The organism is Pseudomonas sp. NyZ201, from assembly GCF_049860765.1.
In the GTDB taxonomy this organism is placed as follows: domain Bacteria; phylum Pseudomonadota; class Gammaproteobacteria; order Pseudomonadales; family Pseudomonadaceae; genus Aquipseudomonas; species Aquipseudomonas bharatica.
In genome coordinates, this window is sequence record NZ_CP187557.1 from 5,637,501 (window position 1) to 5,656,460 (window position 18,960).

Below are 18,960 nucleotides of genomic sequence, written 5' to 3' on the forward strand. Positions count from 1 at the left end.
CTTTCTGACTATCAGTCCATTACCACAAGCACCCACACGAATTGCTTGATTCGATTGTTAAAGAGCGTTTGGCGAAGCGTTTCGCTTCAACCGAGGCGCGCATTCTACGCTTTCCTCTCAGCCTGTCAAGCGTTTATTTTGAAGTCTTTCAGAATTTCTCGTTCAACTTCAAACACTTGACTCGCTGCGATCTCTCGTCAGCGGGAGGCGAATTCTACAGCGTTACAACCTGCTGTCAACTGCCTTTTTCAACCGCTTTCGGTGAAGACCGAAGTACTTCCGATACTACCTGAAACTTCTAACTCGTTGAATCTCAAGGAGTTTTCCGTTTCGACTGCGCCGGAAGTGGGGCGAATTATAGAGAGATAAAACCGGGCGTCAAGCACTTGTTGCAACAAAATTGTCATGCCGGTCAAAAGCCCTTAAAACAAAGCGGGAGGCCCAAAGGGCCTCCCGCTTCTTCTATATAGAACAGAGCAGCGCTTAGAGACTCGGGAACGCGAACTGCGAAGCCTCATGGCTGGCACGCTGCGGCCAGCGCTGGGTGATCGCCTTGCGCCGGGTATAGAAGCGCACACCGTCCGGACCGTAGGCATGCAGGTCGCCAAACAACGAACGCTTCCAGCCGCCGAAGCTGTGGTAGGCCACCGGCACCGGCAGCGGCACGTTGACGCCGACCATGCCCACTTCGATCTCGTCGCAGAACAGACGCGCCGCTTCACCGTCACGGGTAAAGATGCAGGTACCGTTACCGTACTCGTGATCGTTGATCAGTTGCATCGCCTCTTCCAGACTGTTGACCCGCACCACGCACAGCACCGGCCCGAAGATCTCTTCCTTATAGATGCGCATCTCCGGGGTGACGCGGTCGAACAGGGTACCGCCAACGAAGTAGCCGTCTTCATGGCCGGCAACACGCAAGCCACGACCATCCACCACCAGCTCGGCGCCAGCCGCCAGGCCGTCGTCGATATACCCCACCACCTTGTCGCGAGCCGCTGCGGTCACCAGCGGGCCCATGTCCAGACCGCAGGAAGTACCGGCACCGATCTTCAGACCCTGGATCTGCGGAACCAGCTTGGCCACCAGCGCATCGGCCACCTGGTCACCCACGCACACCGCCACCGAGATGGCCATGCAACGCTCCCCGCAAGAACCGTAGGCAGCGCCCATCAGTGCACTGACCGCATTGTCCAGGTCGGCATCCGGCATCAGCACCGCATGGTTCTTCGCGCCGCCCAGTGCCTGGACGCGCTTGCCGCGCTTGGTTCCTTCGGCATAGATGTACTCGGCGATCGGCGTCGAACCCACGAAGCTCAGGGCTTTCACCTCAGGCGCTTCGATCAGCGCATCCACCGCTTCCTTGTCGCCATGCACCACGTTCAGCACGCCCTTGGGCAGACCGGCCTCGTGCAGCAATTGGGCGATCAGCAGAGTCGAGCTCGGATCGCGCTCGGAAGGCTTGAGGATGAAGCAGTTGCCGCAGGCGATCGCCAGCGGATACATCCACAACGGCACCATCGCCGGGAAATTGAACGGGGTGATACCGGCCACCACGCCCAGCGGCTGGAAATCGGACCAGGCATCGATGTTGGGACCGACGTTGCGGCTGTACTCGCCTTTCAGTACTTCAGGCGCGGCACAGGCGAACTCGACGTTCTCGATACCACGCTTGAGTTCACCGGCAGCGTCTTCCAGGGTCTTGCCGTGTTCTTCGCTGATCAGTTGGGAAATACGCGCCTCGTTCTGCTCCAGCAATTGCTTGAAACGGAACATCACCTGCGCACGCTTGGCCGGCGGGGTGTTGCGCCAGGCCGGGAACGCGGCCTTGGCTGCATCGATGGCCTGCTGCACGGTAGCGCGACTGGCCAGTGCCACCTTGTGGATCGCCTGGCCGGTAGACGGGTTGAAGACATCGGCGCTGCGCTCGCTCGGGGAAACCAGTTCGCCATTGATCAGGTGTGCAACGGTGCTCATGCAATAACTCCAGTAATCAGGTTCGGGCGAGCCAGACGGCCCGCCCCGGAAAGAGAAAGAGATCAGTCGATGGCATTCAGCGCTTCGCCCACCGCGTCGAACAGGCGGTCCAGCTCCTGCGGCCTGGTGTTGAAGGTCGGGCCGAACTGCAGGGTGTCGCCGCCGTAGCGGACATAGAAACCGGCTTGCCACAGCTTCATCGCCGCTTCGTATGGACGGACGATCGCATCACCATCACGCGCGGCAATCTGGATCGCGCCAGCAAGACCATAGTTGCGGATATCGATGACGTTCCTGGTGCCCTTGATGCCGTGCAGCGCGCTCTCGAAATGCGGCGCCAGTTCCGCGGCGGACTGCACCAGGTTTTCCTTCTGCAACAGATCGAGTGCAGCGATGCCGGCCGCGCAGGCCACCGGGTGCGCCGAGTAGGTGTAGCCGTGGGGGAATTCCACCGCGTACTCCGGAGTCGGCTGGTTCATGAAGGTCTGGTAGATCTCGCTGCTGGCGATCACCGCGCCCATCGGGATGGCACCGTTGGTGACCTGCTTGGCGATGCACATCAGGTCAGGGGTCACGCCGAAAGCGTCGGCACCGAACATCGCGCCCATGCGGCCGAAACCGGTGATGACCTCGTCGAAGATCAGCAGGATATTGTGCTGGTCGCAGATTTCCCGCAGGCGTTTCAGATAGCCCTTGGGCGGTGGCAGTACGCCGGCGGAACCGGCCAGCGGCTCGACGATCAACGCTGCGATGTTCGAAGCATCGTGCAGTTCGATCAGCTTGAGCATTTCATCGGCCAGGGCGATCCCGCCCTCTTCCGGCATGCCCCTGGTGAACGCATTGCCTGGCAATACGGTATGCGGGATGTGGTCCACGTCCAGCAACTGGCCAAACAGTTTGCGGTTGCCGTTCACGCCGCCCAGGCTGGTACCGGCGATGTTCACCCCATGGTAGCCACGAGCGCGACCGATCAGCTTGGTCTTGGTGGCCTGGCCTTTCAGCCGCCAGTAGGCACGCACCATCTTCACCGCAGTGTCACAGCACTCGGAACCGGAGTTGGTATAGAAGACGTGGTTCAGATTGCCCGGGGTCAGCTCGGTGATCTTCTCAGCCAACTGGAAAGACAGCGGATGACCGAACTGGAACGCCGGCGAATAGTCCAGCACGCCCAATTGGCGAGCGACGGCTTCCTGGATTTCCTTGCGGGTATGGCCTGCGCCGCAGGTCCACAGGCCGGACAAGGCGTCGAAAACCTTGCGGCCCTTATCGTCGACCAGGTGATTGCCTTCGGCGGCGACGATCAGGCGCGGATCACGCTGGAAGTTGCGGTTGGCGGTGTAGGGCATCCAGTGCGCATCCAGCTTCAGCTGGCTGGCCAGACCGACAGGAGCGTTTTCAGGCAGATTCATCGACAGGACCTCGCGAGGCAGGTTGAACAGCATTCGGTGTATTGCCGATAACTTGTCACGCCTATAAAGTCTGGAAAACTCTACTTTTCCAATCTTTGGATTACCGGTCACTAAACTATGAGCCGTCGTCCCGAACCGCTTTCCCAGGTCAGCGATTTCGATATCCGCCTGCTGAAGATTTTCCGCAGCGTGGTCGAGTGTGGCGGCTTCTCGGCAGCGGAAAACGTCCTGGGCATCGGCCGCTCGGCAATCAGCCAGCAGATGGGCGACCTCGAACAGCGCCTCGGCCTGCGTCTGTGCCAGCGCGGGCGCGCCGGTTTCTCCCTGACCGAAGAAGGCCGCGAGGTCTACCAGTCGGCCCTGCAGTTGCTCAGCGCCCTGGAAAGCTTCCGCACCGAGGTCAACGGCCTGCACCAGCATCTGCGCGGCGAGCTGAACATCGGCCTGACCGACAACCTGGTGACCATGCCCCACATGCGCATCACTCACGCCCTGGCCCAGCTCAAGGACCGCGGCCCCGATGTGCGCATTCGTATCCGCATGATTCCGCCCAGCCAGGTGGAACAGGGCGTGCTCGACGGTAGCCTGCATGTTGGCGTGGTCCCACAGGCCAGTCCGCTGTCGGGCCTGGAGTACCAACCGCTGTACAGCGAACGCTCGCTGCTCTATTGCGCCGTCGGCCATCCACTGTTCTACGTGGACGACCGGCAACTGGAAGACCAGCGCCTCAATGCCCAGGATGCGATCGCCCCGACCTATCGCCTGCCTGCGGACATCCAGGCGCTGCATCAGGCGCTGAACTGCACGGCCAGTGCCTCGGACCGCGAGGGCATCGCCTTCCTCATCCTCACTGGACGCTACATCGGCTATTTGCCGGATCACTACGCCACCTTCTGGGTCCAGCAGGGACGGTTGCGCGCGCTCAAGCCTGGCGAGCGCTTCTACGACCTGTCGCTGGCCTGGGTTACACGCAAGGGGCGACGTCCCCATCTGGTCCTGGAAAGCTTCCTCGAGAGCCTGGCTGCGACACGTTAGGAGCCAATTGCGATATTCTCGCGTCTTCGCGCTTGCCCACCCGCCGTGCCTGGGGTATCAACGCATGTGCCTTAATTTCCTTGCTTGCCGGAATTGCCCATGACCCTTGAAGTGCCCGCCCACCGCACCCTCGCCGCCAAGCCCGCCGGGCGTATCCGCCAGAAGAACGAGCAGGCCATCATCCAGGCCGCCGAAGATGAATTCGCCCGCCACGGCTTCAAGGGCACCAGCATGAACACCATCGCCCTCAAGGCCGGGCTGCCCAAGGCCAACCTGCATTACTACTTCACCAACAAGCTGGGCCTGTATATCGCTGTCCTGAGCAACATCATCGAGTTGTGGGACAGCACCTTCAACGCCCTCAGTGTCGAGGACGACCCGGCCGAAGCGCTCGCCCGCTACATCCGTGCGAAAATGGAATTCTCCCGACGCAACCCCCAGGCGTCGCGGATCTTCGCCATGGAAATCATCAGTGGCGGCAACTGCCTGACCGACTACTTCAGCCAGGACTACCGTGAATGGTTCAAAGGCCGGGCAGCGGTATTCCAGGCCTGGATCGACGCCGGCAAGATGGACAAGGTCGATCCCGTGCACCTGATCTTCCTGCTGTGGAGCAGCACCCAGCACTACGCCGACTTCGCCACGCAGATCTGCCAGGTCACTGGCCGTAGCCGCCTGACCAAGCAGGACATGGAAGAGGCCGGCGACAATCTTATCCACATCATTCTCAAAGGCTGTGGCCTGACTCCGCCGAACTGAACACCCGCTTATGCCTTCTACGCTGCTGGAAACCTGCGAATACCGCGAAGAAATTCGCAAGAGCCGTTTCATAACCCTCGCGGCCCACATCGACACGCCCGCCGACGCCCAGGCCTTTCTCGAACGACACAGCGACCTGGCCGCCACCCACAACTGCTGGGCCTGGAAGATAGGCGCCCAGTACCGCAGCAGCGACGATGGCGAACCCGGCGGTACGGCCGGTCGACCGATCCTGGCGGCAATCGAGGCGCAGGATTGCGATCAGGTGGTGGTGCTGGTGATCCGCTGGTACGGCGGCATCCAGTTGGGCACCGGCGGCCTCGCCCGAGCCTACGGCGGGGGGGCCAACAAGTGCCTGCAACAGGCGCCGAAACGCCTGTTGATAAGTCGAACCGAACTGAAATGCAGTTGCTCGTTCAGCGAGCTGGCTCTGCTCAAGCTACGGATCGCCGAAGCCGACGGCGTGATCCTCGATGAAGCCTTCACCGCGAATGGCGTCGATGTGCAACTGGCCCTTGGTGCCGAACACATCGACAACGTGCAACGCCAACTGGCCGATCTCAGCCGGGGACGCATCCTGCTCGAACGCTGCTGAACACTTGCTCACACCTACTGTGGGCCCGCCTGTGGATAACCTCTGGGCAGGCCGCTGCAAGCCTTCTGCCACAAGGCTTGCAGCGCAACGATCATATTTTGATCAACATTTGATGACAGGCGCTTATTCGTCGAACAATCAGCCGCTTAACCTGGCTTATCGCGTTTCGAAGCGCATGAATCTGCACTTATACCCAGCCAAGCGGCTTGCCCACAGATACTGTGGAGCAAGCTGTGGATAAACCGTGCACGCCTGCGCCACGCGCTTGCCTGGCCGTCATGCGAGAGAATTGATCATTTTTTGTTCGGCCTTGTTCACTGGCAACAGTTGCAGGATGCCCCAGATAACTTCCAGTACCAGGAAGCCCCAAAGCAGTTGCGTGGCCCCGTGCATCAACGCGTACCCCTGCCAGGTGGCAAACAGCAAACGCCCGACCGCGTCGTAGCGGCCGAATTGCTGTTGTGGATCGCGGATACGCAGGACCGACCAGACGCAAACGATCGACCCCATCAGGTTGCCCATCAGCATGTGCAAGGGCGAGAACTCGGGCAGGTCGCCAGCCAGCCCCAGGAAGGCACTGACCTCGCCCAGCAGCCCGTGCAACAACATGAAGCTCCAGGGGGTGACGAACGCTGCTGCAACCAGCAAGTCATACCAGCCACTGGCCCTGACCAAACCACGATAACCGCTCTGGCTCCACATATACCGCTCCTTGTTGGAAAGTGAGAGCGGCAGGCTAAAGCCTGGAGTATGCTCCAAGGTCAACCCCTCTCCACAGGAATTGATCGTGCGTATCGGAGAACTGGCGCAAACCTGCAGCGTCAGCCGCGACACCCTGCGGTTCTATGAAGAACGCGGCCTCATCCGCTCCAACCGCAGCGCCAACGGCTATCGTGATTACCCGGTGGAAACCGTGCAGTTGGTGCTGCTGATCAAGACCGCGCAAAAACTCGGTTTCAGCCTCGGCGAAATCAGCCACAACGTCGCCGAGCTGTGGCAGGCCCCGGACCCCGAAGCGCTGATAACGCGCTTTATCCACAACAAGCTGGAACTGGTCGAGGCGCGTATCGATGCCCTCGTCGAGCTGCGCCAGGCGCTCAGGCAGCGCCTGGAAGAACGCTGCCCCCTCACATTGAAAGGAGCCCTCGCATGACTGTGAAAACCGCCCTGATCATCGGCGCCTCCCGCGGCCTTGGCCTCGGCCTGGTGGAACGCCTGAGCGAAGACGGCTGGCAGGTGGTCGCCACCGTGCGCGATATCGCCAAGGCCACTGCGCTAAAGACGCTACCGAACGTCCAGGTGCTTACCCTGGAAATGAACAGCTCCGAGCAGCTGGATGCCCTGAAGCAACAGCTTGCAGGCCAGACCTTCGACCTGTTGTTCATCAATGCCGGGGTAAAGGGCCCGGACAACCAGAATGCCGAGGCCGTACAACTGGCCGAAATCGGCGAGCTGTTCATGACCAACAGCGTGGCGCCGATCCGTGTCGCCCAGCGCTTCGCCGGACAGTTGCGCCAGGACGGCGGTGTGATTGCCTTCATGAGTTCGGTGCTGGGCAGCATCGCCATTCCCGATGCTCCGGAACTGGCGCTGTACAAGGCCAGCAAGGCAGCCCTCAATTCGATGATCAACAGTTTCGTGGTCCGCCTCGGCGATACCCGCCTGAGCGTCCTGGCGATGCACCCGGGCTGGGTCAAGACCGACATGGGCGGCGACGGCGCGGATATCGACGTTGCCACCAGCACCCGCGGCATGCTCGAACAGGTCAAGGCGCACAGTGGCAAGCCCGGCGTGCATTACGTCAACTACCGGGGCGAAGCCCTGACCTGGTGATGTTCCCTGCCTGAACGACCGGTGCCTAAGAACATGGCGCCTGCATAGTCAACCTGTCGGTCAGGTTTCACCGCACCGGTCTGGCAACCTCTGTAGAATGCGCCGATTGCACCTGATGAGATTCCTCCCATGTACGACTGGCTTAACGCGCTGCCCAAGGCAGAACTGCACCTTCATCTGGAAGGTTCGCTGGAGCCCGAGCTGCTGTTCGCCCTGGCTGAACGCAACAGGATCGCCCTGCCCTGGAATGATGTCGAAACCCTGCGCGCGGCCTATGCCTTCAACAACCTGCAGGAATTCCTCGACCTGTACTACCAGGGTGCGGACGTCCTGCGCACCGAGCAGGATTTCTACGACCTGACCTGGGCCTACCTGCAACGCTGCAAGGCGCAGAACGTCGTTCACACCGAACCCTTCTTCGATCCACAGACCCACACCGACCGTGGCATCCCCTTCGAAGTGGTGCTCGACGGCATCACCCGCGCCCTGAAGGATGGCCGTGAACAGTTGGGTATCGAAAGCGGCCTGATCCTCAGCTTCCTGCGCCACCTCAGCGAAGAAGAAGCGCACAAGACCCTCGACCAGGCCCTGCCCTTCCGTGACGCCTTCGTCGCAGTCGGCCTCGACAGCTCGGAAATGGGACACCCGCCGAGCAAGTTCCAGCGTGTCTTCGACCGCGCCCGCAGCGAAGGCTTCCTGACCGTCGCCCACGCCGGCGAGGAAGGCCCGCCCGAGTACATCTGGGAAGCCCTCGACCTGCTGAAGATCCAGCGCATCGACCACGGCGTGCGTGCCATCGAGGACGAACGCCTGATGCAGCGCATCATCGACGAACAGATCCCGCTGACGGTGTGCCCGCTGTCCAACATCAAGCTGTGCGTGTTCGACCACATGAGCCAGCACAACATCCTCGACATGCTCGAGCGCGGCGTGAAGGTCACGGTGAACTCGGACGACCCGGCCTATTTCGGCGGTTATGTCACCGAGAACTTCCACGCCCTGCACACCCATCTGGGCATGACCGAAGACCAGGCCCGCCGTTTGGCACAGAACAGCCTGGACGCCCGTCTGGTCAGGGCCTGAGGCACCTTCATCCCATCCGTAGGGGAAGCGGCATCCGGGCGATCTGCTGGATGCCGCGCAAGCCCGCCGCGGTCACTTGGGCTGCTCGGGTTTCGTCGGTGATTCGCACCCACCCGGATTGCACGAACAGCTTGAGCACACTGCTGCCCAAGGCGCCTCCCAGGTGTGGACGGCGCTCGTCGACTTCGCTGCAGCAACTGCACAAGCTACACAGGCGGCCATCGCGCTGCGCCAGGGCATCGATGAAAATGCCCTGGCTGGCGAACTCCTCGCGCCCGGTCAGGGTGATGTCCAGTTGCTGCTCGGTCTGCTGCAGCCATTGCGCGTCCAGCAGGCGCTGGAGCAGGTCGGCCGCCACTTCTCCACCCAGGTGATTGCGACACAGGCGCGCCTTGCGCATGGCCAGCGGCACGCTTATGGCGGGCTGCCTGGTCAGCGGCGTCTCGTGCTCGCGGATGGTCACACTGGCAAGGGCCTCCACGGCCGTGCCGATTTCCGGGGCCGCCAGGCGGAAGTAGCGCTTGCGCCCGCGGGCCTCGCGCTTGAGCAGCCCGCAGGCCGACAGCCGGGCCAGGTGGGCGCAGGCCGAAGAAGGTGTAAGGCCGGCCAGCATGGCCAACTCCTCCGACGGGCGTGCCATTCCATCGATCAGCGCCCAGAGCATGGCACTGCGTTTCGGGTCGGCCATCAAACTGGCGACCTGGCTGATACTGGCTATCGGTTGCATGTCTCCACTCCCTGCGTAGTTTCATTGATGAATAAAGTTTTCCTCATATCCAGGCCGGACCAAAGTTGGCCGGCACTGCCGGATCGATTGCCCGGCAATTCCAGGTATGCGTCGGGTCGAACAGCGCATCCGGCGCTGTTTCAGCCTGGGAAACTTTATCTTGATGGCGGCAATTGCCCGGCCCAGTATAAGCATGCTCCCCGCGATAATCGTCGCCGTTTTGCGAGCGATCACCCAAGGTTTGCCTGGCCTTACAAAGTTTGGACACTGACTTTCGTGGCAGCCCGGCCCCTGCGAAATCCCGGCAGATGCCCATGAATGACTGGATGCATCGACACGCTGAATATCCGTCTTCAAGTTCGCTCAGGTAATACGCCTACATTGAAAGTAATAATGCCTTTCAAGCAAATGCGCAGGGGATGTAAGACCTTGCCAATAATCAAACACGCCGCGTTTAAAGTTCATCGAGAACTGTACGACAACGCGCCTTGAGCAAGTCACCCAGGAGTTGTACCGGCTTGCCCAGTTGAGCGCGGTGGGTACACAACAGGTTTAGGGGTGCAGCCTCGCCCCGGTAATGGCCGAGCAGCACCCGCAAGCGCCCGGCACGCACGTCGGCGGCGACATCGAGCCAGGATTTATAGGCGATCCCCGCTCCTGCCACAGCCCAGCGCCGGACGACATCGGCGTCGTCGCAGAAGCGATCGCCACTGACCAGCACGTCCTCTTCCCGCCCATCCAGGTAAAAGCGCCAATGGTCATGCACACCACTGCCCAAGCGGTACAGCAGGCAATTGTGCTCTGTCAGCTGGGCCACGCTTAGCGGCTCGCCATGCCGAGCCAGGTAGTCCGGCGACGCACAGAGCACTCGACGGTTGTCCGGACACAGCGGTACCGCCACCAGGCTGGAATCCTCGGGCGCACCATAGCGCAGGGCGATATCCACGGGCTGGCGGAACAGATCGGCATTTCGGTCGCCCAGCAGTAGACGCACATTGAGCAGCGGGTGCTCGCGCTGCAGTTCGTCGAGCCAGGGCAGCAGCACATTGCGACCGAAGTCGGACGGCGCCGACAGCTGCAACACGCCACTGATTTCGTCACGCTCCCGGGCCAGCAGGCGCCGCCCTTCATCGAGGCTGGTCAAGGCCGCGCGGGCATGGGCAAGAAAGCCCTCGCCCTCGGCGGTCAGGCGCAGGCTGCGGGTGGAGCGTGCCAGCAGACGCGCGCCGAGCTGCGCCTCCAGGCGCTTGAGCGCCGCACTGGCCACTGCCGGCGAAAGGTCGAGCAGGCGTGCCGCCGCCGAGAGGCTGCCGTGCTCCGCTGCACGGACGAAAAGCTGCAGATCATCGAAACGCAACATATGTACCGCCTTTATTTTCAAAATTATTTTGAAAGTTTCTGCGGTTTTAGCGGCTTTTAACCAGAAACGAAAGGATCAATGATGGCGCTCATCCACTTCTCAACGAGGAATCCCCCGATGAAAGCCATTGCCTACTACCAGTCGCTGCCGATCGAAGACGCCGCCGCCCTGCAGGACATCGAACTGCCCGCTCCGCAACCGGGCCCACGCGACCTGCTGGTGGAGGTCCGGGCGATCTCGGTCAACCCGGTGGACACCAAGGTCCGCCGCAACGTCCAGCCGGAGAACGGCGCGGCCAAGGTGCTGGGCTGGGACGTAGCCGGCGTGGTCAAGGCCGTGGGTAGCGAAGTCAGCCTGTTCCAGCCGGGCGATAAAGTTTATTACGCCGGTTCCATCGCCCGCGCCGGCGGCAACAGCGAGTTGCATGTGGTGGACGAGCGCATCGTCGGCCATATGCCGAAAACCCTGGGCTTCGCCGAGGCCGCGGCACTGCCGCTGACCGCCATCACCGCCTGGGAACTGCTGTTCGAACGCCTGCAGATCGCCGAAGGCAAGGAAGACCTGGGCCAGAGCCTGCTGATCGTCGGCGCCGCCGGCGGCGTCGGCTCGATCCTGACCCAACTGGCCAGCCAGCTCACCGGTCTGCGCGTGATAGGAACCGCGTCGCGTCCGGAAACCCAGGAGTGGGCCCGCGAACTGGGCGCCGACCTGGTGGTGGACCACCGCCAGCCACTGGCCGAGGCCCTGCGCAGCGCAGGGGTGCAGCACGTCACCCATGTCGCCAGCCTGACCCAGACCGACCAGCACCTCGATCAACTGGTCGAGGCCCTCGCTCCGCAAGGCAAGCTGGCGCTGATCGACGATCCGCAACAGCTCGACGTGGCCAAGCTCAAGCGCAAGAGCCTGTCGTTGCATTGGGAGTTCATGTACACCCGCTCGCTGTTCGAAACCCCGGACATGCTGGAGCAGCACAAGCTGCTGGAGCGGGTCGCCGAGCTGATCGATGCGGGCACCCTGAAGACCACCCTGGGCGAGCACTTCGGCACCATCAACGCAGAGAACCTGCGTCGTGCCCACCAGTTGCTGGAAAGCGGGGCGGCCAAGGGCAAGATCGTGCTCGAAGGCTTCTGACCACCCGACGCATGGCATGACCGCCAGTCCGCGATTTGCTCCAGGTCATGCCGCAGCCGGGAAACTCGCGCCTACAATCCAGCGACCTTTGCCAACCGGAGGTATGCCGCGATGAAAGTAGTGCTCGAGGCAACAGGCAAGAAACCGGACCGCCCCTGGCAGGTCCGGCTTGACCAGCATGTCGTGGGTTTTCGCAGCGAGGCCGAGGCCCGGGCCTTTATCGATACCTTGCAGGCGCGGATCCGCGCACCGCACCCCTTGTTCAGGCAGGCCGGCTGAGCGGGAGGCGACGGGTCAGCGTCGCCGCCGTGACTGCCGCCGCCCCGCACAGGGTAATGACGATGGCCATGGGCATCGCGCTGCCGTCGTGCAAAATCCCCACCAGGGCCGCTGCGCCCGCAGCGACGCTGAACTGCAGGCATCCCAGCAACGCCGAGGCACTCCCGGCCCTCGCGCCCTGCCCGTTCATGGCGCAGGCCGAGGCATTGGGGATGATGCCGCCGAGGCTGGCAATGCACACGAACAGCGGAATCAGCAGCGGCCACAATGCTTCGGTATGCAGCGCACTGATGCCCAGCAGCACCAATCCTGCCGCCAGGTACAACCACACCATCCGCGCCAGCAGCACGGCCGGGCCACGCTTGGCAAGCAGGCGCGCGTTGATCTGCGCCACCAGGATGAAGCCAGCCGCATTGGCGCCGAACAGCCAGCCATAATGCTCGGCCGGTACCCCGTAGAGCTTGATGAAGACGAACGGCGAGCCGGCGATATAGGCGAACATTCCGGCCATGGAGATGCCGCCGGTAATGGCATGGCCGAGGAAGCGCCGATCCTTCAGCAGGCGCCAGTATTGGCCCAGTGCACCGGACAGCGGCGGGCGCGGCTGGTTGGCCGGCAGGCTTTCCGGCAGGCCGAGGGCCACGGCCAGAGTGCATAGGGCGCTGAACAGGGTCAGGGCGATGAAGATCGACTGCCAGCCATACAGGTTGACCAGCAGCCCGCCCAGCATCGGCGCGAGGATCGGTGCCAGGCCCATCACCAGCATCAACTGCGAGAAGACCTTGGCCGAGCCCACCGCATCGCATTTGTCGCTGACGATGGCACGGGACAGGACCATTCCGGCGCAACCGCCAAGGGCCTGGACGAAGCGGGCGATGACCAGGGCATCAAGGGTGGGAGCGTAGGCGCAGGCCAGGGAAGCGGCGGTGAACAGCACCACCCCGCCAAGCAGCGGAATGCGCCGGCCGAAGCGGTCGGCGATTGGCCCGTAGGCGAGCTGGCCGATGGACAGGCCGAGGAAATACGCGGCCAGGGTGCTCTGGATGTGTTTCTCGTCGGTGCCGAAGGCCAGTGCCATGGCCGGGAAGCCGGGCAGATAGAAGTCGATCGCCAACGGCCCGAACGCACTGAGGGCGCCGAGGATCAGGATGGTACGCAGGTTCATGGGAATCCGTAGCTAGCTAAGCAAGTTGGCTAGTCTACCGGGGCTCCAAGGGAAAGAGGTGAAAATTCGAAAGGCTGATCGCGCACCTTGTGGGAGCGGGTTCATCGGAGCGCCGAACCGCCGCGATTGCAGTAGTGAATCCACCGATGTCATCGCGGGTGAACCCGCTCCCACAGGGTATGTGATCGCTCGCGGATCAGATCACCCGGGCCTCATACCCCTCGTCGCGGATCAGTTCGAGAATCTGCTCCGCTGGCAATTCGCTTTTCACCGAGACCTGCTTCTGTGCCAGATCCACCTTGACCTCCGCCGCCGCGTCCTCGCGCTGCACCGCGTTGGTCACGGCCTTGACGCAGTGACCACAGGTCATTCCTTCCACGTTGAATACTTGCATCGTCGTGACTCCTGGTTGGGTTTGTCCGCAGTCTCAAGCTTGCCACCGGGGCAAGGTCAAGTTTGCCGTGATGCTGCCGGGCTGGAAATCCTTGCCCGGGTCGGCCAAGCTGCGTGCTTGTCGATTTATCAGCAGGAGTTTCAGCCATGGGCAAGGCAGCACTCGGCCTTCTCGCTCTGCTCGGATGGTCCGGCCAGGTTCCCCTGGCCAGCGCCGCAGCGCCCACCGATTACAGCGTGATGATCATTTCCCGTGAACGCCTGGAGGTCGCCACGTCCTGCGAGATCGGGATCTACCTCAACGACCAGCTCACCGGTCGTCTGTTCCAGGAAGAGTCCACCTCCTTCAACCTGCCGCCGGGCGATGTGGAAGTGCGCCTGCGCCTGTTGCCGGGCCAGGCCCCGGGTTGCAACAACGGCGTCGAGAATCAGAGGTCCCAGCGCTTCACCCTCAAGGCCGGGCAAGTCGTCAAGTACCGCATAGCAACGAGCCAAACCGGCCTTTACCTGAAACAGGCCGCCCTGGGCTATTGACCTTGCCAGCATGGCAAGGTTGATGCTGGAGGCCAGTCCACGGAGGAGAGCCCCATGCCCGAGTCAATCACCTTCGACCTGCCGATCGGCGGTATGACCTGTGCCAGTTGCGCCGGTCGGGTCGAACGCGCGCTGAAGAAGGTCCCCGGTGTGCAGTCGGTGAGCGTCAACCTCGCCAACGAACGCGCCCATATCGAAACCGCCCCAGGTCTGGAAAGCACCACGCTGATCGCCGCCGTCGAACGCGCCGGCTACAGCGCCAGCCTTGAGCAAAGCGAAACAGCCAGCCGTGACGACAGCGAACGACGCCTGCGCAACGAGCGTTGGGCGGTGGCCCTGGCCGTCCTGCTGGCGCTGCCGCTGGTACTGCCGATGCTCCTGCAGCCCTTTGGTATCAGCTGGATGCTCCCGGCCTGGGCGCAGCTCGCCCTGGCCACGCCGGTGCAATTCATCCTCGGTGCGCGCTTTTACGTCGCGGCCTGGAAAGCCGTACGCGCCGGGGCCGGCAACATGGACCTGCTGGTCGCACTGGGCACCAGCGCCGGCTATGGCCTGAGCCTGTACGAATGGTCCCGGGCCATGCCGGGAATGATGCCGCACCTGTATTTCGAAGCGTCCGCGGTGGTGATCGCCCTGGTCCTGCTGGGCAAGTACCTGGAAAGCCGTGCCAAGCGCCAGACCGCCAGCGCCATCCGCGCCCTCGAGGCGCTGCGCCCGGAGCGGGCCGTGCAGGTAGTGGACGGCGTCGAGCGCGACGTGCCGATCAGCGTCCTGCGCCTGGACGACCTGGTGCTGGTCAAGCCCGGCGAGCGTTTCCCGGTGGACGGCGAAGTGGTCGAAGGCCAGAGCCATGCCGACGAAGCCCTGATCAGCGGCGAGAGCCTGCCGGTGCCGAAACGGCCCGGCGATCGCGTCACCGGCGGCGCGATCAACGGCGAAGGCCGGTTGCTGGTGCGCACCCTGGCACTGGGCACGGAAACCGTGCTCGCACGGATCATCCGCCTGGTGGAAGACGCCCAGGCGGCCAAGGCGCCGATCCAGAAGCTGGTGGACCGGGTCAGCCAGGTGTTCGTCCCGGCGGTGCTGGTCCTGGCCCTGGTCACCCTGGTCGGCTGGTGGCTGGCCGGTGCCCCGCTGGAAGTGGCGCTGATCAATGCCGTCGCCGTGCTGGTCATCGCCTGCCCCTGCGCCCTGGGCCTGGCTACGCCGACGGCGATCATGGCCGGCACCGGGGTCGCCGCGCGCCACGGCATCCTGATCAAGGACGCCGAAGCCCTGGAACGGGCCCATGCGGTCAACCGCGTGGTATTCGACAAGACCGGCACCCTGACCTCCGGCAGCCCGCGCATCGTCCATCAACACTCGATGGACGGTGACGACGCCCGCCTGCTGCAACTGGCCGGGGCCTTGCAACGTGGCAGCGAACACCCGCTGGCGAAAGCCGTGCTGGACGCCTGCGCCGAACGGAACCTGAACGTCCCTGATATCCGTGATAGCCAGTCCCTCACCGGTCGCGGTATCGCCGGCACGCTCGACGAACGGGCCCTGGCCCTGGGCAACCGCCGCCTGCTCGACGAAAGCGGCCTGCAACCCGGCGCGCTGGCGGACCACGCCAAGGCCTGGGAAGCCGAAGGCCGCACCCTCTCCTGGCTGATCGAGACCGCCCCGCAGCCCCGGGTACTGGGCCTGTTCGCCTTTGGCGACAGCCTCAAGCCGGGCGCGGAGCAAGCGGTCAGGCAACTGGCGCAAACCAACATCACCAGCCACCTGCTGACCGGCGACAACCGTGGCAGCGCCAGCGTGGTCGCCAGGGCCCTGGGCATCGACGACGTGCACGCCGAGGTGCTGCCGGCGGACAAGGCCGCGCATGTGGCGTCATTGAAAGCGTCCGGTGTAGTGGCCATGGTCGGCGACGGTATCAACGACGCCCCGGCCCTGGCCGCCGCCGATATCGGTATCGCCATGGGCGGCGGTACCGACGTGGCCATGCAGGCGGCCGGTATCACCCTGATGCGCGGCGATCCGCGCCTGGTCCCGGCGGCCCTGGAAATCAGCCGCAAGACCTACGCAAAGATCCGCCAGAACCTGTTCTGGGCCTTTATCTACAACCTGATCGGCATCCCCCTGGCCGCCTTCGGCCTGCTCAACCCGGTGCTGGCCGGCGCGGCCATGGCCCTGTCCAGCGTCAGCGTGGTGAGCAACGCCCTGCTGCTGAAAACCTGGAAACCTGAAACACCGGCGGAGGAACACAAGGCATGAACATCGGTCAGGCAGCCAGGCGCACCGGCCTGAGCGCAAAGATGATCCGCTACTACGAGTCGATCGGCCTGCTCAAGCCCGCCGCACGCAGCGACAGTGGCTATCGCCTGTACAGCCAGGACGACCTGCACAGCCTGACCTTCATCAAGCGCTCGCGGGACCTGGGGTTCTCGTTGGAGGAAGTGGCGAAGCTGCTGACCCTGTGGCAGGACCGCCAACGTGCCAGCGCCGATGTAAAGGCCCTGGCCAGCGAGCATATCGCCGACCTGAACCGGCGCATCGAGGAACTGGTGAGCCTGCGTGACACCCTGAGCGAACTGGTCGCCCATTGCCACGGCGACGACCGCCCCGACTGCCCGATCCTCAAGGACCTGGCAGCCGGTTGTTGTCACTGAATACTGGACTCCAGTGCGCCGCGGATACTGTGGGAGCGGGTTCACCCGCGATTACGATGGTGGGTTCACTTGAGTCATCGCGGGTGAACCCGCTCCCACAAGGTCCTTGCAAATCAAAGAGTTATGTTTTGTTCTGTGGGAGCCGTCTTGCCAGCTCCCACAGGGATTACTGCGCCCAAGGTGGCGGCGGTTCTTCGCCCTTGACCGGGCCGCGCTCGGCGTCCTCGCGGCCGGCGCGGCGGCGGGCATCCTCGAACTTCGCCGCTTCGATCTCGCGCATCACGCCACCCACGTCGGCAACGTGGTCATCGTCCTTCCAGCTGCCGGTCAGGACGCTGTCCGGCTGCAACTTGCCTTCCTGGTACAGCGCCCACATCTCCCTGGCGTAGCGGGTCTGCTTGAGTTCCGGGGCGAAACGCCCGAAGTAGTGGGCCATGTTCGCCACGTCCCGCTCCAGCATGCTGAAGGCGTGGTTGTTGGCCGCCGCATCCACGGCCTGGGGCAGGTCGATGATCACCGGCCCGTCCGGCCCGAGCAGCACGTTGAATTCCGAAAGGTCGCCATGCACCAGTCCGGCGCAGAGCATCAGCACGATCTGGCGAATGATGAAGGCGTGATATTCGCGGGCCTGGTCGGCTTCCAGGTGCACATCGTTGAGTCGCGGCGCGGCCTGGCCGTCTTCGTCGGTGACCAGTTCCATCAACAGCACGCCGTCGAGGAAATCGTAGGGTTTCGGGACCCTCACCCCGGCACTGGCGAGGCGGAACAGGGCCGCCACTTCGGCGTTCTGCCAGGCTTCCTCGGCTTCCTTGCGCCCGTACTTCGAGCCCTTGGCCATGGCCCGGGCCTGGCGGCTGTTGCGCACCTTGCGTCCTTCCTGGTACTCGGCGGCCTGGCGGAAGCTGCGCTTGTCGCCCTCCTTGTACACCTTGGCGCAGCGCAACTGACGCCCGCAGCGCACCACGTAGACCGCTGCTTCCTTGCCGCTCATCAGCGGGCGCAGCACTTCATCGACCATCCCGTCTTCGATCAGCGGTTCTATCCGTTTGGGAGTCTTCATCGGCTTTTGTTCTTGCTCCTGTCTGCCACTGAATTGGGGTGCCTCTTTAGGCGAGGCGCACACGATATATCAAGCGCCCTGCCGGTATCGGTGCCGAAGCGAAGGCCACATGGTTTCAATTTACGTCAGCTCATTCCCGGAACAGTTCCCCGGGGGTCGCGCCGAACAGCCCCTTGAAGGCGGCAATATACGCCGAGGTTGAATCGTAACCGCATCCCAATGCCGCCTGCGTGACACTCTGGCCCTGTTCCAGGGACTCCAGCGACGACAGCAGGCGCATGCGCTGGCGCCAGGCGCGGAAGCTCAGGCCGGTCTCGCGCTGGAACAGGCGCATCAGGGTCTTTTCCGAGCGCCCCAGGCGCTGCGCCCAATGCTCCAGGTTGTAACCTTGCTCGGGGTTTTCCAGCAATTGGTTGCAGACCTCCAGCAACCCCGGATGCTGCGGCAACGGCAGGGAAAAGCCGACCTCGGGCAAGGTGCGCAACTGATCGAGCAAAACCTGGACCAGATGGGCTTCGTCACTGTCCCCTTGCGCATAGTCCACCGGGTACTGGCAGAACTGCTTGATCAACTCCCGGGCCAGCGGCGTCACCTCCAGCACCCGGCAATGCCCCGGCGCCCAGGCCGAATCGCTACGGCGCACATACAGGCTGCGCATCTCCGCGCGGGTCGAGGTGATCACCTCGTGCTCGACCCCGGCCGGTATCCACACGCCCCACTGCGGCGGGGCAAAGTAACTGCCCTCGGCGGTGTACACCCCAAGCACGCCACTGATGGCGTAGGAAAACTGCACCCAGTCATGCCGATGCCGTGTCGTCCACGACCCCGGACCGAGGCTCTCGGCCCGCGCGTACAGCGGTCGGGGCAACTCGCTCAGGTCGGGAATCCGACGGGGAGCGCCGTTTTGTCCGTTAGTCGGCATCGCTTGGCCTTATGTCGCAAGACGGAAAATCCCTTGCAGGTTAA

The 18,960-nt window shown here is 63.2% G+C and carries 21 protein-coding genes; 11 read left to right on the forward strand and 10 right to left on the reverse strand.

All coding sequences use genetic code 11. From position 1 onward, the window contains the following. Positions 1-483: 483 nt before the first annotated feature. Together ACPFMA_RS25385 and ACPFMA_RS25390 are read right to left on the reverse strand one after the other, a co-directional pair. Positions 484-1,977, reverse strand: coding sequence for a CoA-acylating methylmalonate-semialdehyde dehydrogenase (locus ACPFMA_RS25385; protein WP_009400834.1), 1,494 nt, complete (start codon positions 1,975-1,977; stop codon positions 484-486). Positions 1,978-2,039: 62 nt separating this feature from the next. Next, positions 2,040-3,386 (reverse strand): aspartate aminotransferase family protein, encoded by a 1,347-nt coding sequence (locus ACPFMA_RS25390; RefSeq protein WP_064304411.1) that lies wholly within the window; start codon positions 3,384-3,386, stop codon positions 2,040-2,042. 117 nt (positions 3,387-3,503) lie between these two features. Between ACPFMA_RS25390 and ACPFMA_RS25395 the strand changes: the two genes are divergently transcribed. From ACPFMA_RS25395 to ACPFMA_RS25405, 3 genes are all read left to right on the forward strand, one after another. Continuing rightward, positions 3,504-4,421 (forward strand): LysR family transcriptional regulator, encoded by a 918-nt coding sequence (locus tag ACPFMA_RS25395; RefSeq protein WP_009400832.1) that lies wholly within the window; start codon positions 3,504-3,506, stop codon positions 4,419-4,421. Between the two features lie 99 nt (positions 4,422-4,520). Next, entirely contained in the window at positions 4,521-5,180 is a 660-nt protein-coding gene (locus tag ACPFMA_RS25400; RefSeq protein ID WP_064304412.1) for a TetR/AcrR family transcriptional regulator, read from the forward strand. Positions 5,181-5,190: 10 nt separating this feature from the next. Further along, a complete protein-coding gene (locus ACPFMA_RS25405; protein WP_420058233.1) occupies positions 5,191-5,775 on the forward strand; it encodes an IMPACT family protein in 585 nt (194 codons plus the stop codon). 276 nt (positions 5,776-6,051) lie between these two features. On the opposite strand, the gene ACPFMA_RS25410 is transcribed toward ACPFMA_RS25405, so the two are convergent. Further along, the gene (locus ACPFMA_RS25410) at positions 6,052-6,477 is read right to left on the reverse strand and encodes a hypothetical protein (RefSeq protein ID WP_420058232.1); all 426 of its coding nucleotides are present in this window, start codon (positions 6,475-6,477) and stop codon (positions 6,052-6,054) included. 85 nt (positions 6,478-6,562) lie between these two features. On the opposite strand from ACPFMA_RS25410, the gene ACPFMA_RS25415 reads away from it, so the two are divergent. The 3 genes from ACPFMA_RS25415 to ACPFMA_RS25425 all read left to right on the forward strand — a co-directional run bounded on the left by ACPFMA_RS25415 (position 6,563) and on the right by ACPFMA_RS25425 (position 8,691). Next, a complete protein-coding gene (locus tag ACPFMA_RS25415; RefSeq protein ID WP_009400828.1) occupies positions 6,563-6,928 on the forward strand; it encodes a MerR family transcriptional regulator in 366 nt (121 codons plus the stop codon). Further along, entirely contained in the window at positions 6,925-7,608 is a 684-nt protein-coding gene (locus tag ACPFMA_RS25420; RefSeq protein WP_064304415.1) for an SDR family oxidoreductase, read from the forward strand. The genes ACPFMA_RS25415 and ACPFMA_RS25420 overlap by 4 nt, the downstream gene beginning before the upstream one ends. A gap of 129 nt (positions 7,609-7,737) precedes the next feature. After that, positions 7,738-8,691, forward strand: a complete 954-nt coding sequence (locus ACPFMA_RS25425; RefSeq protein ID WP_425929000.1) for an adenosine deaminase — start codon at positions 7,738-7,740, stop codon at positions 8,689-8,691. A 7-nt stretch (positions 8,692-8,698) separates the two neighbouring features. On the opposite strand, the gene ACPFMA_RS25430 is transcribed toward ACPFMA_RS25425, so the two are convergent. The 3 genes from ACPFMA_RS25430 to ACPFMA_RS25440 all read right to left on the reverse strand — a co-directional run bounded on the left by ACPFMA_RS25430 (position 8,699) and on the right by ACPFMA_RS25440 (position 10,778). Next, the gene (locus ACPFMA_RS25430) at positions 8,699-9,418 is read right to left on the reverse strand and encodes an ArsR/SmtB family transcription factor (protein ID WP_425929002.1); all 720 of its coding nucleotides are present in this window, start codon (positions 9,416-9,418) and stop codon (positions 8,699-8,701) included. A gap of 43 nt (positions 9,419-9,461) precedes the next feature. Further along, positions 9,462-9,686: a hypothetical protein gene (locus ACPFMA_RS25435; RefSeq protein ID WP_425929004.1), complete on the reverse strand. Its 225-nt coding sequence runs from the start codon at positions 9,684-9,686 to the stop codon at positions 9,462-9,464. A gap of 186 nt (positions 9,687-9,872) precedes the next feature. Continuing rightward, entirely contained in the window at positions 9,873-10,778 is a 906-nt protein-coding gene (locus ACPFMA_RS25440; RefSeq protein ID WP_064304418.1) for a LysR family transcriptional regulator, read from the reverse strand. Positions 10,779-10,895: 117 nt separating this feature from the next. Between ACPFMA_RS25440 and ACPFMA_RS25445 the strand changes: the two genes are divergently transcribed. After that, the gene (locus ACPFMA_RS25445) at positions 10,896-11,909 is read left to right on the forward strand and encodes a zinc-binding alcohol dehydrogenase family protein (protein WP_425929006.1); all 1,014 of its coding nucleotides are present in this window, start codon (positions 10,896-10,898) and stop codon (positions 11,907-11,909) included. Between the two features lie 111 nt (positions 11,910-12,020). Next, the gene (locus ACPFMA_RS25450) at positions 12,021-12,188 is read left to right on the forward strand and encodes a hypothetical protein (protein ID WP_009400822.1); all 168 of its coding nucleotides are present in this window, start codon (positions 12,021-12,023) and stop codon (positions 12,186-12,188) included. Here ACPFMA_RS25450 and ACPFMA_RS25455 read toward each other — a convergent pair. Both ACPFMA_RS25455 and ACPFMA_RS25460 read right to left on the reverse strand, forming a co-directional pair. After that, positions 12,172-13,353, reverse strand: a complete 1,182-nt coding sequence (locus tag ACPFMA_RS25455) for a multidrug effflux MFS transporter (protein ID WP_420058225.1) — start codon at positions 13,351-13,353, stop codon at positions 12,172-12,174. The two genes, ACPFMA_RS25450 and ACPFMA_RS25455, sit on opposite strands and share 17 nt — an antisense overlap. A 196-nt stretch (positions 13,354-13,549) precedes the next feature. Further along, positions 13,550-13,747, reverse strand: coding sequence for a heavy-metal-associated domain-containing protein (locus ACPFMA_RS25460; RefSeq protein ID WP_009400819.1), 198 nt, complete (start codon positions 13,745-13,747; stop codon positions 13,550-13,552). 146 nt (positions 13,748-13,893) lie between these two features. On the opposite strand from ACPFMA_RS25460, the gene ACPFMA_RS25465 reads away from it, so the two are divergent. The 3 genes from ACPFMA_RS25465 to cueR are packed head-to-tail and all read left to right on the forward strand — an operon-like array spanning position 13,894 to position 16,934. Beyond that, a complete protein-coding gene (locus ACPFMA_RS25465; RefSeq protein WP_420058224.1) occupies positions 13,894-14,280 on the forward strand; it encodes a hypothetical protein in 387 nt (128 codons plus the stop codon). A 54-nt stretch (positions 14,281-14,334) separates the two neighbouring features. Further along, a complete protein-coding gene (locus ACPFMA_RS25470; RefSeq protein WP_425929010.1) occupies positions 14,335-16,539 on the forward strand; it encodes a heavy metal translocating P-type ATPase in 2,205 nt (734 codons plus the stop codon). Then, positions 16,536-16,934 carry a Cu(I)-responsive transcriptional regulator gene (gene cueR / locus ACPFMA_RS25475; RefSeq protein ID WP_009400815.1) on the forward strand — a complete coding sequence of 133 codons (399 nt, stop codon included), beginning with the start codon at positions 16,536-16,538 and terminating at the stop codon, positions 16,932-16,934. Before ACPFMA_RS25470 ends, cueR begins: the two co-directional genes overlap by 4 nt. A 166-nt stretch (positions 16,935-17,100) precedes the next feature. Here the strand turns inward: cueR and ACPFMA_RS25480 are convergent, their stop codons facing one another. Both ACPFMA_RS25480 and ACPFMA_RS25485 read right to left on the reverse strand, forming a co-directional pair. Continuing rightward, positions 17,101-17,994 carry a PA4780 family RIO1-like protein kinase gene (locus ACPFMA_RS25480; RefSeq protein WP_425929012.1) on the reverse strand — a complete coding sequence of 298 codons (894 nt, stop codon included), beginning with the start codon at positions 17,992-17,994 and terminating at the stop codon, positions 17,101-17,103. A gap of 130 nt (positions 17,995-18,124) precedes the next feature. Beyond that, positions 18,125-18,916, reverse strand: coding sequence for an AraC family transcriptional regulator (locus tag ACPFMA_RS25485; protein ID WP_425929014.1), 792 nt, complete (start codon positions 18,914-18,916; stop codon positions 18,125-18,127). Positions 18,917-18,960: the final 44 nt, after the last annotated feature.

What these genes read in the sequence shown, in the direction of transcription:
- ACPFMA_RS25385 (WP_009400834.1), bottom strand. Translation starts at nt 1,977, where the DNA reads ATGAGCACCGTTGCACACCTGATCAATGGCGAACTGGTTTCCCCGAGC.
- ACPFMA_RS25455 (WP_420058225.1), bottom strand. Translation starts at nt 13,353, where the DNA reads ATGAACCTGCGTACCATCCTGATCCTCGGCGCCCTCAGTGCGTTCGGG.
- ACPFMA_RS25410 (WP_420058232.1), bottom strand. Translation starts at nt 6,477, where the DNA reads ATGTGGAGCCAGAGCGGTTATCGTGGTTTGGTCAGGGCCAGTGGCTGG.
- ACPFMA_RS25465 (WP_420058224.1), top strand. Translation starts at nt 13,894, where the DNA reads ATGGGCAAGGCAGCACTCGGCCTTCTCGCTCTGCTCGGATGGTCCGGC.
- ACPFMA_RS25400 (WP_064304412.1), top strand. Translation starts at nt 4,521, where the DNA reads ATGACCCTTGAAGTGCCCGCCCACCGCACCCTCGCCGCCAAGCCCGCC.
- cueR (WP_009400815.1), top strand. Translation starts at nt 16,536, where the DNA reads ATGAACATCGGTCAGGCAGCCAGGCGCACCGGCCTGAGCGCAAAGATG.
- ACPFMA_RS25445 (WP_425929006.1), top strand. Translation starts at nt 10,896, where the DNA reads ATGAAAGCCATTGCCTACTACCAGTCGCTGCCGATCGAAGACGCCGCC.
- ACPFMA_RS25430 (WP_425929002.1), bottom strand. Translation starts at nt 9,418, where the DNA reads ATGCAACCGATAGCCAGTATCAGCCAGGTCGCCAGTTTGATGGCCGAC.
- ACPFMA_RS25450 (WP_009400822.1), top strand. Translation starts at nt 12,021, where the DNA reads ATGAAAGTAGTGCTCGAGGCAACAGGCAAGAAACCGGACCGCCCCTGG.
- ACPFMA_RS25390 (WP_064304411.1), bottom strand. Translation starts at nt 3,386, where the DNA reads ATGAATCTGCCTGAAAACGCTCCTGTCGGTCTGGCCAGCCAGCTGAAG.
- ACPFMA_RS25405 (WP_420058233.1), top strand. Translation starts at nt 5,191, where the DNA reads ATGCCTTCTACGCTGCTGGAAACCTGCGAATACCGCGAAGAAATTCGC.
- ACPFMA_RS25420 (WP_064304415.1), top strand. Translation starts at nt 6,925, where the DNA reads ATGACTGTGAAAACCGCCCTGATCATCGGCGCCTCCCGCGGCCTTGGC.
- ACPFMA_RS25480 (WP_425929012.1), bottom strand. Translation starts at nt 17,994, where the DNA reads ATGAAGACTCCCAAACGGATAGAACCGCTGATCGAAGACGGGATGGTC.
- ACPFMA_RS25460 (WP_009400819.1), bottom strand. Translation starts at nt 13,747, where the DNA reads ATGCAAGTATTCAACGTGGAAGGAATGACCTGTGGTCACTGCGTCAAG.
- ACPFMA_RS25395 (WP_009400832.1), top strand. Translation starts at nt 3,504, where the DNA reads ATGAGCCGTCGTCCCGAACCGCTTTCCCAGGTCAGCGATTTCGATATC.
- ACPFMA_RS25425 (WP_425929000.1), top strand. Translation starts at nt 7,738, where the DNA reads ATGTACGACTGGCTTAACGCGCTGCCCAAGGCAGAACTGCACCTTCAT.
- ACPFMA_RS25440 (WP_064304418.1), bottom strand. Translation starts at nt 10,778, where the DNA reads ATGTTGCGTTTCGATGATCTGCAGCTTTTCGTCCGTGCAGCGGAGCAC.
- ACPFMA_RS25470 (WP_425929010.1), top strand. Translation starts at nt 14,335, where the DNA reads ATGCCCGAGTCAATCACCTTCGACCTGCCGATCGGCGGTATGACCTGT.
- ACPFMA_RS25485 (WP_425929014.1), bottom strand. Translation starts at nt 18,916, where the DNA reads ATGCCGACTAACGGACAAAACGGCGCTCCCCGTCGGATTCCCGACCTG.